Source organism: Aquibium carbonis, assembly GCF_003970795.1.
GTDB classification, from domain to species: domain Bacteria; phylum Pseudomonadota; class Alphaproteobacteria; order Rhizobiales; family Rhizobiaceae; genus Aquibium; species Aquibium carbonis.
In genome coordinates this window covers 36,160-48,451 of the sequence record NZ_RWKW01000020.1, presented here as the reverse complement: position 1 = coordinate 48,451, position 12,292 = coordinate 36,160, and the positions used below count along the sequence as shown (strand labels likewise).

The window sequence follows — 12,292 nt, the reverse complement described above, 5'->3', positions numbered from 1 at the left end:
ACACGCTTTAGACGACGATCGGATTGGAGGCTCCGTCCATGCTGATCGAAACGCCGGTGACGTAGCTCGCCCGCGCCGAGGCGAGGAATACCACCACGTCGGCGACTTCCCCCGGTGCGGCGAAGCGTCCGAGCGGGATGCGGGCGCGGCCCTTCTCGCGGGCGTCCTCGACGCTGGTGCCCGACAGCCGCGCATCGGCTTCCAGCCCCTGCGTCATGCGTTCGGTTTCGGTGATGCCGGGATTGACCGCGACCACCCGCACGCCGCGCGACGCATAGGCATTGGCGAGACCGGCCGTCATCAGCATCAGGGCGGCGTTGGCGGCGCCTCCGGCGATGTGCGTCGGCGAGGCGACCTTTCCGCCATTGCCGGCGACGTTGACGATGACGCCGGTCTTGCGCTCGGCCATGCGCTTGACCACCGGGTCGATCGCGTTGACGTAGCTGAAGAACTTCGCGTCGAGCGCGGCGCGATAGGCGGCCGGGGACAGTTCGTCGGGCGGTGTGCGCCGCGCCGCGCCGGCGCTGTTGACGAGGACGTCGATCGGTCCGAGTTCGCGCTCCAGCGCATCGATCGCGCGCAGGGCCGCCTCCGCATCGACGAGATCGGCGCTCGTGCCCACGAGGCCCGGAAGCCTCGCTTTCGCCGCCTCCATGTTGGCCGGGCTGCGCGAGACGATGCCGACGCGGGCGCCTTCGCGCAGAAACGCCTCGGCGCAGGCAAAGCCGATGCCGCGCGAGCCGCCGGTGACCACGACCACCTTGTTCTTCAGTTCCAGATCCATGCGTCTTCTCCTGTTGCGAACAGGATTGCCCCGCGCGAGGGGTCGGATGCAAGCGCCAAGGTCGAGAGTTTGCCTACGAACCCGCCTGTAGCGTCGCGGCGGCCGGTCTCGCGCTCCAACCCACGTCGCGGATCATCTGCCATTGATGCCGCTGTTCGAGCGCGATCCCGCCCCAGACGAGGCCGAGCAGGAGATAGAAGTGGCGCCAGTGGTCGGTGTCGATGACGGTGCCCAGCAACACGTGGCCGAGGAAGACCACCCAGGCGCACAGGAGATAGGGCTGCCAGGGGCGGTCGCGAAACAGGATGCGCAAGCCGGCCGCCAGCGTCCACACGATCATGGTGAGCCAGCAGGCAAAGCCCAGCCAGCCATAATCCATCAGCGCCTTCAGCCAGATGTTGTGCGTGTCCTCGCCGTAGAGCTTGCCGAAGACCAGCGGTCCGATTCCGAGTGGCTTCTCCATGGCCAGCAGGAAGCCGATGCCGTGGCGGGCGAAGCGGCCGAGGCGGGCGCCGTCATACTCCTGCACGAGTTGCGCGCGCGTGGAAAACAGGTCGGCAATGGCTGGGATCTGCAGCGCGATCAGCAGCCCGACCGCCAGCAGCCCGAAGGCGACGCCGCCCATCAGGAGAATGCGCAGCCGGAACAGTCCGCTGCGGCTGTGGATGAAGAGCAGCAGCGCCAGAACCAGCGCCGAGAAGGCGAACAGGCCCCACGCGCCGCGCGAGAACGACAGGAACACGCCGAACGCGATGATGCCGAGCGGCAGCGCCAGAAGCGGCATCCGCGATACGGGTCCGGTCAGCATCCTGTGGAGCAGGTAGATGCCGGGAAGCGTGATGAAGGGGCCGAAGACGTTCGGATCCTGGAAGGCGCCGGCGGCGCGTTCGAACTTGGTGAACATCTCGGCGCCGGGAAAGACGTGAAAATAGCCGAGGATGCCGAGCGTGGAGGTGAAGATCGCCGCCGCGACCCAGGCGTGGAAGATGAGGCGGAAAAGCTCCGGCCGTCCGTCCAGCACGGCGGCGTAGAAGATCGCGGTGAAGGCGAGGAACAGCGACACGGCGATGTAGAGCGGCGCATCGCCGAGGATCGGCATCTGCGTCGCCGCGATCATGCCGCCGATGTTGAAGACCACCAGAAGCACGGCGAGCGGCACGATGGCGCGCGAGATGCGCAGCCCGAACAGCGCCCACACCGCGATCAGCGCGACCATGTAGAGTTCGTAGGGCGCCGGTTCGCGAATGACGAAGCCGGACAGGAACACGCCCAGCGTCACCGCTCCGGTCGACAGGAGCGCGACGAGCCTGGCATTGACGTCCGCGCGGGAGGGCGTGTCCCTCGGGAGGGCGAGGCTCGCGGTCAATAGGCGTTTTCCGTGTCGAGCAGCCGGATCGGCGTCAGGAACAGGATCTTGAGGTCGAACCACAGGGACCAGTTCTCGATGTAGTGCAGGTCGAACTCGGTGCGCTTCCTGATCTTCTCGTCGGTGTCCATCTCGCCGCGCCAGCCGTTGATCTGGGCCCAGCCGGTGACGCCGGGCTTGACCTTGTGCCGGGCGAAGTAGCCGTCCACCACCTCGGTGTAGAGGAGGTTGTGCGACTGCGCGGCGATGGCGTGCGGCCTTGGCCCGACCAGCGACAGGCTGCCGAGCAGCGCATTGAAGAACTGCGGCAGTTCGTCGATCGAGGTCTTGCGGATGAAGCGGCCGACGCGGGTGACCCGCGGATCGCCCTTGGTGACCGCCTGCCTGGCCGTCGGGTCAGCCTGGTCGACATACATCGAGCGGAACTTGAACACCTCGATGACCTCGTTGTTGAAGCCGTGCCGCTTCTGCTTGAACAGCACCGGGCCCTTCGAATCGAGCTTGATGCCGATGGCCGTGGCGACCATGATCGGCGAGAAGACGATGATGCCGAACAGCGAGAACACGATGTCGAAGGCGCGCTTGGCCACCGAATCCCAGTCGTTGATCGGCTTGTCGAAAATGTCGAGCAGCGGAACCGAGCCGACGAAGGAGTAGGCGCGGGGCCGGAAGCGCAACTCGCTCGAATGCGCCGACAGGCGGATGTCGACGGGCAGGACCCAGAGCTTCTTCAGGAGCGACAGCACCCGCGTTTCGGCGGTCAGCGGCAGCGAGACGATCAGCATGTCGATGCGCGCGACGCGGGCGAACTCGATCAGTTCCGACACGTTGCCGAGCTTGGGGTAGCCTGCGACGATCGGTGGCGAGCGGGTGTCGCCGCGATCGTCGAAGATGCCGCAGATGCGGATGTCGTTGTCAGGCTGCTGCTCCAGCGAGCGGATCAGCGACTCGGCGCCCTTGCCGCCGCCGACGATCACCGCGCGCCGCTCCATGACGCCGTTGCGTGCCCAGCGGCGGATGAGCCGCGACATCACCAGACGCAGGCCAAACAGGCTCACGATGCCCATCGCGTACCAGGTGGCGAACCAGAGCCGGGAAAAGTCGTGCGACGTCTTCATGAAGAAGGCGCCAAGCGCCATCAGCGCGAAGACGCCCGACCACACCACCGCGATCTTGCGGGCATGCGACAGCGTGTTGCGCAGCGTCGCCATCTGGTAGGCGTCGGTGAACTCGAGAAGGATGACCGCGAGCAGGGCGCCGCCGAGGCTCGTCCAGACATAGCTCCAGTCGAGGCCGATCCGGTCGAAGTGGAGACCGAGCGCCAGGACACCCGAGAGCGACAGCAGAAGGAATTCCAGAATCCGAACCTTGCCGCTGACCATGACCGGGGACATGGTGTCCATGCGGTACTGCGCGGCGACGCGCTTGGCGAAGGCGCCGAGTTCGGCTGATCCGCCGCGCTCCGCTCCGCTGTCGTCGAAACGGCGAACGGCGTCCGGCGTGAAGCGCGATGACGGGTCGATCTGGTTCATTTCGTCGAGCCTGTTGAGGCCGTGACGTTAATCACGAATGCGCTAACATTCCCTTGCGATCGGTCGTGGCATTGGAGCGATCCGGCCCCGCCAAGGGCTCAGCGCCCCGCAATGACGCTCCGGTAGACCGTGTCGATGTCCCGCGCCATCGTCGCGATCGAGAAGCGGGCGCGAACCTCCTCGGCGGAGGGCATCGAGGCGGCCCAGGCGAGGGGGTCGTTCATGGCCAGCACCATCTTGTCGGCAATGGCCCGGGCGTCCGGTGCCACCAGCGCGCCGGGCGCGCTTTCGAAGATCTCGGGGATGCCCCCGACCGAACTGGCGATCATCGGCCGGCCGGCGGCGAGCGCTTCCAGAACGATGTACGGCATGGCTTCGGCGCGCGACGGCACCACGACGGTGCGGGCCAGCGCAAAGGCCTCGCGCGCCGGCATCGGGTCGTGAAAGGCCACGCGCTCGGCCAGTCCGAGCCGCGCCGCCAGCGCCTTGTAGCGATCGCGATCGTCGCCCGCGCCCACCATGGTCGCCGTGAGCGGACGGCCGAGATCCGTCTCCGCCATCGCGAGCGCCTCGATGAAGAGATCAGGACCCTTCAGGTCGCGCATCATGCCGATGTAGAGAAAGTCGGTGGCGTCGTCCGTCGGCGCGACCGGAACAAACTCCGCCGGCGTCACGCCGTTGTAGACGATGCTCGACGGCACGCTCGGCCCGCCGATCTTGCGGCCGTAGGTGTCGCGTTCGTAGCGCGAGACGAACAGGATGTGATCGGAGAACCGCTCGACCGCCCGTTCGAGGAGAAAGACGGCGCGTCCCGTCATGGTCGACGCGTCGTAGTGCAGGCTGCCCCCATGGGGCGAATAGAGGCGGGCTACGCGAAACCTGGATACCCGCAGAAGCGAGCCGAACACACGCGAATAGACGCCACCCTTGGCGCTATGTCCGTGCAGGATGTCCGGCTGCAATCCCTTGATGATTCGATAGGTCCTCCAGGCGGCGGCCAAGTCGCCCGGTCCGACGTGACGTTGCATGGGCGTGCGCCAGACACCCAGTTCGAGCTTCGGCTCCAGCGCCTGGAAGAGCCGCTCCTCGTAGGCGCCTCCCGTCGATGAATCGCAGACGATCCCGACCTTGTGTCCGGCCGCCACCTGCGCGTCGGTCAGGTCCCGCACATGACGGAAGATCCCCCCGACCGGCGATCGAAAGCAGTGGACGATACGCAGGCTCTGGCTCAAGGGCGTACGGACCTGTCCTGGTCAAAACAGGCGCTCGCGGACATAGACCGTGTCTCCGGGCAGGATCGGGTCGGATGTCAGCACGCGGCCCGTCATGACCTTGCCGTTGATGTCACGGGTGATGTCGGCGTTGGCCTGGTTCGCCCTCGGCGAAAAGCCGCCGGCGGCGGCGATGGCCTTGTGGACGGTCATGCCGGGCACGTAGGAATACTGCCCTGCGGCGCCGACTTCGCCCATGACGTAGATCGGCCGATAGCGGTCGATCTCGACCGAGACGTCGGGATCGCGCAGATAGCCGCCGCGCAATTTCTGCGCGAGCGTGCCTTCGACCTGCTGCGCGGTGAGGCCGCGCGCGGCGACCGCGCCGACGAGGGGGAAGGCGATGTAGCCGGCCTGGTCCACGCTGTAGACGTTGGACAGTCCGTCCTGTTCGAAAACGGTGATCCGGACCCGGTCGCCGGCATCGAGGACATAGGGCTTGCTGATCGCGGCATGAAACGCGGGCGCGACCGGACGATAGCTGGCGCAACCGGCGAGAAGAAGCACGGCGAGCGCGATGGTCGAGGCAGCGAACGGGCTTTTCATCGGAAACACGCACCTTTGACGGATCGCCGGGCGGCCGGTCGATCGAAGACGCTCCCGTTATCCACTCGTTAGGGTTAATGCCCGGTAAAAGCCGCGGGCGATCGGTTGCGCCCGCTCGCAGGAAGGTCGAAACGGTCATTGTTAAGGTCTTGTGAACCCGCGTGAATTTTCACTTACTTCGGTCTTAACCGCGCGGTTACCATAGTCGTTTACGTTCTTGGTCACAGAGTTGAGTGGAGTGACCACCTATGGCCGTCGTCGACGCCTCCCGAGCGGATCTCGACATCGATATCACCGCGTTGATGTCGAGCCTCGCGCGCGACTGGAAGCGGATCGCGCTCGTGGCGTTGTGCGTGACAGCGGCGGCCTTCGCCTTCGCCAGTCTTTCGACGAAGCACTACCAGGCCGAGACCCGCATCCTGATCGAGACGCGCGAGTCCATCTTCACGCGTCCCGACGCGCGCAACGACGATTCCACCATCCTCGACGAGCAGGGCGTGACCAGCCAGGTGGAGGTCATCGGTTCGGCCGATCTGCTCAAGCAGGTCGCCCGCGATCTCAACCTGGCCGCGCTTCCCGAGTTCAAGGCATCGGGAGAGGTTTCCTTCGCCGGCCGCATGATGATCCTGCTCGGGCTGAAGTCGGATCCCGTCGAGATGCCGCCCGAGGACCGCGTCATCAAGGCCTTCCGCGAAAAGCTGACCGTGTACCGGGTCGAGCGGTCCCGCGTCATCGTCGTGCAGTTCTCGTCGGAAGATCCGGCGCTTGCCGCGCGTGTCCCCAACAGCATCGCCGACGCCTACATCGCGCTCCAGCGCGGCGCCAAGGAACAGTCCAACGCCGACGCGACCGACTGGCTGGAGCCGGAAATCGCCGACCTGAGCGCGAAGGTGAGGGCAGCCGAAAGCAGGGTGGCGGATTTCCGTTCCAGCTCCGACCTCATGGTGGGGAACAACAACGCCGCGCTCGCCACCCAGCAATTGTCGGAACTGTCGAGCGAACTCTCCCGGGTCAAGGCCAGCCGCGCCGCGTCCGAGGCGACGGCGTCCGCCGTCCGCCGGGCGATCGCGGGCGGCACGTCGATCGATGCGCTGCCCGGCGTGCTGGCGTCGCCGCTGATCCAGCGTCTTCGCGAGACGCAGGTGCAATTGAGGGCCGATATCGCCGACCTGTCGGCGACGCTGCTCGACAATCATCCCCGCATCCGGGCGCTGCGCTCGCAGCTCGCCGATCTGGACGCCCAGATCCGCAACGAGGCCGGAAAGGTCCTGGCCGGGCTCGATACGGAAGCCGACGCCGCGCGCCTGCGCGAAGTCGAACTGGTGGCCGAGCTCAACCGCTTCAAGGCGGAATCGGCGCGCGTCGGGGAGCAGGAGGTCGAGCTGCGGGCGCTCGAGCGGGAAGCCGCCGCCCAGCGCGACCTGCTGGAATCCTATCTGATCCGCTACCGGGAAGCGGCCTCGCGCAAGGATCGCAACTACCTTCCCGCGGATGCGCGCGTCTTCTCCCGTGCCAGCGTGCCCGCCGAGCCCTACTTCCCGAAGGTCGTCCCGATCACCGCCGCCGCCTTCGTCGCCTCGCTTCTGGTCATGGCGCTCGTGACACTGCTGCGGGAACTGTTCAGCGGTCGCGCCCTGCGCCCGGCAGCGACCCGGGAACCGGTCCGCGACGTGCGCATGCCGGCCTTTGCGCCCGCCGGTGTGGGAGCGAGCCTCGATGCATACGCAAACGACCCGGGCGACGAACCGGCGCCGGTGTTTACCAAGGGCCAGATCACGGTGGAAGCCGCCGCCGAACGCCTCATCGCGCGGGGCGCCTCGAGGGCGATCTTCGTCTCGCCGGAAGGCGACGAGGGCGCAGCCACCGCCATCATGGTGGCGCGCGAGGTGGCCGATGCCGGCCTTCGCACGCTGCTTCTCGACCTGACGTCGACGGGCGCGGCCTCCCGGCCCATGCTCGACGACACGAGCCACAAGGGCATCACCAACCTGCTCTGCTCGGAGGCGCAGTTCACCGACATCATCCATGCCGACCTCTATTCGGATTGCCACGTCATCCCCGTGGGAACCGCCGATCCCGCCCGCGCCATGCGTGGCGTCGACCGGCTGCCGATCATCATGAATTCGCTGACGACCGCCTACGACCTGGTCATCGTCGAGTGCGGTCCGGCCGAGCCGGCGAGCCTCAAGCGCCTCGTCTCCGGCGCGACGGAGGTGATCATCAGCGTCATCGAGGAAGAGGACGCAGCGGTCTCGGCCACCGAGGACAGCCTGAAATCCGTCGGCTACGACCAGGCCTTCCTGGTGACGCCGGTCGGCTACGTGCCGCCGCGCTCGCCCGCGCCGAGCGAACGATCCGTCGCCTGACGCAATCGAACCCGGACCTGGCACAAGCGTCCGCAGGTGACGGCGCCCGTCCGGCCCGCTAAGAGCGATGTCGTGTATACATCGCGTAGCGGGGAGGCTCGATGACCATCGCCGACGGTGACTTCCTCTGGGAAGGCAGTGACGACTTCAAGAACGCGTCGAACACGGCGGCGTTCATGCGCTGGCTGAAGGCGAAGCGCGATGTCGACCTGGCGGATCACGAGGCGCTGCGCGCCTGGTCGGTCGACGACATCGAGGGTTTCTGGGCTGCCGTCTGGGACTATTTCGACATCATCTCCGACGCCGGCTACGACAGCGTTCTGGAGAGCCGGACGATGCCGGGGGCGCGGTGGTTTTCCGGCAGTCGCGTCAACTACGCCGAGCATATCCTTCGCCGCGAAGCCGACCATCCCGACCGCACGATCTTCCATCACGTCTCGGAGGTTCGTCCGCGGGCGGACATGTCCTGGGGCGAGCTGGGATCGCAGGTGCGCATGCTGGCGACCTGGCTGCGCGGGCGCGGCATCGGCCCCGGCGATCGGGTCGTCTCTTACATGCCCAACGTGCCCGAGACGATCGTCGCCATGCTGGCGGTCACGGCGATCGGCGCAGTCTGGTCGTCGGCAGCGCCCGAATTCGGCGTCAAGACCGTCGTCGACCGGTTCGCGCAGATCGAGCCGAAGCTGCTGTTTGCCGCCGACGGCTACCGCTTCGCCGGTCGCGATTTCTCGCGCGTCGCCGAGATCGAGCAGATCGTCGCCGCGTTGCCCGGCCTGCAGACGGTCGTCTGGCTCGACTATGCCGGCAGCGGCGCGCGGCCCAGGCTCGGCGACGTGGCCATCGTCGCCTGGGAGGATGCCCTGGCGGGCCAGCCCGTGCCGCGCGACGGCTTCCATTACGAGCGCGTCGCCCCCGACCATCCGCTCTGGGTGCTGTTTTCGTCGGGTACCACCGGCCTTCCCAAGGCGATCGTGCATGGCCATGCCGGCATCATCGTCGAGCACTACAAGACGGCCGCCTTTCATCTGAACCTGAAGCCCCACTCCTGCATGTTCTTCTATTCGACGACGGGCTGGGTGATGTGGAACTCGCTGCTCTGGGGACCGCTGATGGGCGGCCGCGTCCTGCTCTACGACGGCGCCCCGTCGCATCCGGGGCCGGACCTGCTGTGGCGGCTCGCCGCCGAGGTCGATGCGACATCGTTCGGCGCCAGCCCCACCTATGTCGACACGATGCGCCGTCAGGGCGTGGTGCCGAAGGACGTCTGCGACGTCTCCTCCTTCGAGAACGTCTTCCTCGCCGGCTCGCCGTCGACGCCCGAGACCTTCGCCTGGCTGCGCGAGGCGGTGAAGGAGGATCTCTGGATCACCTCGCAGTCGGGCGGGACCGAGTTCTGCAGCGGCATCGTCGGCGGCACGCCGCTGCTGCCGGTCCATGCCGGCGAGATCCAGACGCGCTGCCTTGGCGTCGACGTGCGCGTCTTCGGCGACGATGGACGTGAACTGGTCGGCGAGGTCGGCGAGATGGTGATCGCCAGTCCGATGCCGTCGATGCCGATCTTCTTCTGGGGCGACGAGGATTTCGCGCGCTACCGCGAAGCCTATTTCGACACCTGGCCCGGCGTCTGGCGGCATGGCGACTTCATGGAGATCAACGCGCGCGGCGGCTGCTTCGTCCACGGACGTTCCGATTCGACGCTCAACCGCTTCGGCGTGCGGATCGGCTCGGCCGAGATCTACCGAACGATCGATCATATGGAGGCGCTGGCCGACAGCGTCGTCGTCTGCATCGAGGAACCCGGCGGCGGCTTCTACATGCCGCTCTTCGTCGAGTTGCGGGACGGCGCGGTGCTCGACGACACGCTGCTCCAGGAGATTCGCACGCGGCTGCGCACCGAGCGCAGCCCGCGCCACGTGCCCGACGAGGTGCTGGCTGTGCCGGCGATCCCCTACACGCTGTCGGGCAAGAAGATGGAGGTGCCGATCCGCAAGCTGCTGATGGGCTGGCCGGCCGACAAGGCCTTCAGCGCCGATGCGATGCGCAATCCCGGCAGCATGTCCTGGTTCGTCGACTTCGCGGAGAAGCGAGCCGCGAAAGGCGAGGGGCTGTACAAGAGCCTCGCCGGTCGCTGAAGTCGCAAGGAGCGGTGCGGGCTTTCGCCCGCGCCCTCAGATCAGCTTGAGCAGCTTGGCCGCGTTCTGCTTCAGGACCAGCGGCTTCACCTCGTCCTTGATGCCGATCGTGTCGAAATCCGACAGCCAGCGGTCCGGCGTGATCGCCGGCCAGTCGGAGCCGAACAGCATCTTGTGCTTCAGGATCGAGTTGACGTAGCGCACGAGAATCGGCGGGAAATATTTCGGCGACCAGCCCGACAGGTCGATGTAGACGTTGGGCTTGTGCGTCGCCACCGACAGCGCTTCTTCCTGCCAGGGGAAGGAGGGATGCGCCAGGATGATCGGCATGTCGGGGAAATCCACCGCCACGTCGTCGAGATACATCGGGTTGGAGTATTTCAGCCGCATGCCCATGCCGCCGCGCATGCCCGAGCCGACGCCGGTCTGGCCGGTGTGGAACAGCGTGATCGCGCCTTCCTCGGCAATCGCCTCGTAGAGCGGGTAGGCGCTGCGGTCGTTGGGATAGAAGCCCTGCATGGTCGGATGGAACTTGAAGCCCTTGATGCCGAAGTCGCGCACCAGCCGCTTCGCCTCGCGCGCGCCGAGCTTGCCCTTGTGCGGATCGATCGAGGCGAAGGGGATCATGATGTCGCTGTTGGCGGCGGCGATTTCGGCCACCTCCTCGTTCTTGTAGCGGCGAAAGCCCGTCTCGCGCTCGGCGTCCACGGGGAAGATCACGCAGCCGATCTTGCGCTCACGATAATAGTCGGCCGTTTCCTGCACGCTGGGAAGCATCCCCTGGGCGCCGGCCGGATTGCGAAAATAGGCGGCCATTCCGGCCTGGAACTCGTCATAGCCGTCGTCGCGCGGACCGCAGCACGGCTCCTCGGCATGCGTGTGGATGTCGATCGCCAGCAGTTCGTCGAGTTTCATGCGTTGCGTGCCTCCTGAAGTTGGCGGCACATTCCCCAAACGGGGCATGATTGTAAACACAAAAAGCCCGGCTTCGCGGTCCCCGCTCAGTCTTCCGCGTCCTGCGCTTTCGCCGTCTTGCCGCCATCGCGTCGGCGAAGGGCCTTGACCGCATTCCAGAGGCGCGGGTTCGACTTGACGGAGCGCTTGACGGCGACGAGGCCGCGCCGGAGACCGACGGCGACATGGCCCTTCGCCGTCAGCGGAACGGCCACGTCGAACTGCCAGGTTTCGAGATCGCACCACTGGCGCTTGTAGCCCTCGTCGCCGACGCTGAAGTCGAACACCGCAAGCCCCTCGTCGCAGGCCTCGCGGATGTTTTCGAAGAACAGGAAGTCGCCGGGGCTGGCGGCGGCGAGGTCGTCCTCGGCGATGGCGGCGAAGTCGCAGACGATCGAGGCCGGAGTGCGGCTGCTGCCGGTGACCGCGCGCACGATCCCGCCGACCTCAAGCGCCTGGAGCAGGAAGTCGGGTCGAGGGGTCGTCTCTGTCGCGGTGCCGAAGAGATCACGGAAGAAGGCGCGCACCTTCTCGTCGCCGAATGCGTCGGCCACGCCCATGGCTTTCAGCCGCGCCGATTTCAGGCGGAAGAACGCGTCGAGCAGCCGATCCACGTCCTCGCGAGTGGTGGCCGTGATCCGCCGGAAACCGCCGGCCGCCTCGAACTTGCGGACCTGCGAGCGGTGCTTCTTGCGCTTGCGCTTGCCGCTGGCGCGCGCCAGCACGCCCTCGAAGCCGGGCGTGAGGTCGATCGCCAGGGCGGGATTGGGACTGTCCCACGACCGAAGCGGATGCAGGGGGTTCTCGACGCCTTCGAGCTGCGGCGCAAGGCGCTCCATCGACAGGAGATCGACATCGGGGCGGGCCGCGCGAACGGACGCGGCCAGGCCTTCGAGGTCGGTGCGGGCGAGGACTGGAAACGGTCCGCCGGAGAGGGCCGGAAAGCTGCCATTGGCATGCGATCCGCCGACGAGACGGGCGGTACGGACCAACCGGTCCCGAACCACCTCGAGGCAGACCGCAAGCCGCGGCCCGCCGTGCGGCGCCAGAGTCAGGCAGACGATGTCGGGATTGCAGTTTCGCGCCCAGGCCTCGATCCAGTCGGGGCTTTGCGGCGGCGCGAAAAGCGCGTCGCTGCAATGCGCCCGGTAGGCGACGAGCGCCTCGCGCCCCCCGATGCAGGCGGCCAGCCGGTCCGGTCCCGACGCGGTGCGGCCGGCCGGCTGCGCGGCAGCATCCGTCGCCCGGCCTTCCGGAGGGTTGCGGACGACCGCATCAACCATACCTTTAACCTTCGAGGCTACTGCTACCTTGAGCACGGCATCGCGTCTGCCGAAGCTG

General features: G+C 66.9%; 9 protein-coding genes. 2 read left to right on the top strand and 7 right to left on the bottom strand.

What is annotated here, in order from left to right; translation table 11 throughout:
• Positions 1-7 precede the first annotated feature (7 nt).
• The 5 genes from EJC49_RS05900 to EJC49_RS05880 form a co-directional block, all read right to left on the bottom strand.
• Positions 8-784: an SDR family NAD(P)-dependent oxidoreductase gene (locus EJC49_RS05900; protein ID WP_126698535.1), complete on the bottom strand. Its 777-nt coding sequence runs from the start codon at positions 782-784 to the stop codon at positions 8-10.
• A gap of 73 nt (positions 785-857) precedes the next feature.
• The gene (locus EJC49_RS05895) at positions 858-2,150 is read right to left on the bottom strand and encodes an O-antigen ligase family protein (RefSeq protein ID WP_126698534.1); all 1,293 of its coding nucleotides are present in this window, start codon (positions 2,148-2,150) and stop codon (positions 858-860) included.
• Complete coding sequence (locus EJC49_RS05890) at positions 2,147-3,682, bottom strand: undecaprenyl-phosphate glucose phosphotransferase (RefSeq protein ID WP_126698533.1); 1,536 nt, start codon at positions 3,680-3,682, stop codon at positions 2,147-2,149. Before EJC49_RS05890 ends, EJC49_RS05895 begins: the two co-directional genes overlap by 4 nt.
• 98 nt (positions 3,683-3,780) lie before the next feature.
• Complete coding sequence (locus EJC49_RS05885) at positions 3,781-4,914, bottom strand: glycosyltransferase family 4 protein (RefSeq protein WP_126698532.1); 1,134 nt, start codon at positions 4,912-4,914, stop codon at positions 3,781-3,783.
• A 21-nt stretch (positions 4,915-4,935) separates the two neighbouring features.
• The gene (locus tag EJC49_RS05880) at positions 4,936-5,499 is read right to left on the bottom strand and encodes a polysaccharide biosynthesis/export family protein (RefSeq protein WP_126698531.1); all 564 of its coding nucleotides are present in this window, start codon (positions 5,497-5,499) and stop codon (positions 4,936-4,938) included.
• A 248-nt stretch (positions 5,500-5,747) separates the two neighbouring features.
• Here EJC49_RS05880 and EJC49_RS05875 point away from each other — a divergent pair, with 248 nt between their 5' ends.
• Positions 5,748-7,865, top strand: coding sequence for a GumC family protein (locus EJC49_RS05875; protein WP_126698530.1), 2,118 nt, complete (start codon positions 5,748-5,750; stop codon positions 7,863-7,865).
• A gap of 101 nt (positions 7,866-7,966) precedes the next feature.
• Complete coding sequence (locus tag EJC49_RS05870) at positions 7,967-9,997, top strand: acetoacetate--CoA ligase (RefSeq protein WP_126698529.1); 2,031 nt, start codon at positions 7,967-7,969, stop codon at positions 9,995-9,997.
• 36 nt (positions 9,998-10,033) lie between these two features.
• On the opposite strand, the gene EJC49_RS05865 is transcribed toward EJC49_RS05870, so the two are convergent.
• Positions 10,034-10,912 (bottom strand): amidohydrolase family protein, encoded by an 879-nt coding sequence (locus EJC49_RS05865; protein ID WP_126698528.1) that lies wholly within the window; start codon positions 10,910-10,912, stop codon positions 10,034-10,036.
• Between the two features lie 86 nt (positions 10,913-10,998).
• The gene (locus EJC49_RS05860; RefSeq protein WP_126698527.1) at positions 10,999-12,234 is read right to left on the bottom strand and encodes a GNAT family N-acetyltransferase; all 1,236 of its coding nucleotides are present in this window, start codon (positions 12,232-12,234) and stop codon (positions 10,999-11,001) included.
• Positions 12,235-12,292: the final 58 nt, after the last annotated feature.

Bases quoted from the DNA above. Each gene is read 5' to 3' on its own strand.
- EJC49_RS05875 (WP_126698530.1), top strand. From the start codon at position 5,748: ATGGCCGTCGTCGACGCCTCCCGAGCGGATCTCGACATCGATATCACC.
- EJC49_RS05880 (WP_126698531.1), bottom strand. From the start codon at position 5,499: ATGAAAAGCCCGTTCGCTGCCTCGACCATCGCGCTCGCCGTGCTTCTT.
- EJC49_RS05870 (WP_126698529.1), top strand. From the start codon at position 7,967: ATGACCATCGCCGACGGTGACTTCCTCTGGGAAGGCAGTGACGACTTC.
- EJC49_RS05900 (WP_126698535.1), bottom strand. From the start codon at position 784: ATGGATCTGGAACTGAAGAACAAGGTGGTCGTGGTCACCGGCGGCTCG.
- EJC49_RS05860 (WP_126698527.1), bottom strand. From the start codon at position 12,234: ATGGTTGATGCGGTCGTCCGCAACCCTCCGGAAGGCCGGGCGACGGAT.
- EJC49_RS05890 (WP_126698533.1), bottom strand. From the start codon at position 3,682: ATGAACCAGATCGACCCGTCATCGCGCTTCACGCCGGACGCCGTTCGC.
- EJC49_RS05865 (WP_126698528.1), bottom strand. From the start codon at position 10,912: ATGAAACTCGACGAACTGCTGGCGATCGACATCCACACGCATGCCGAG.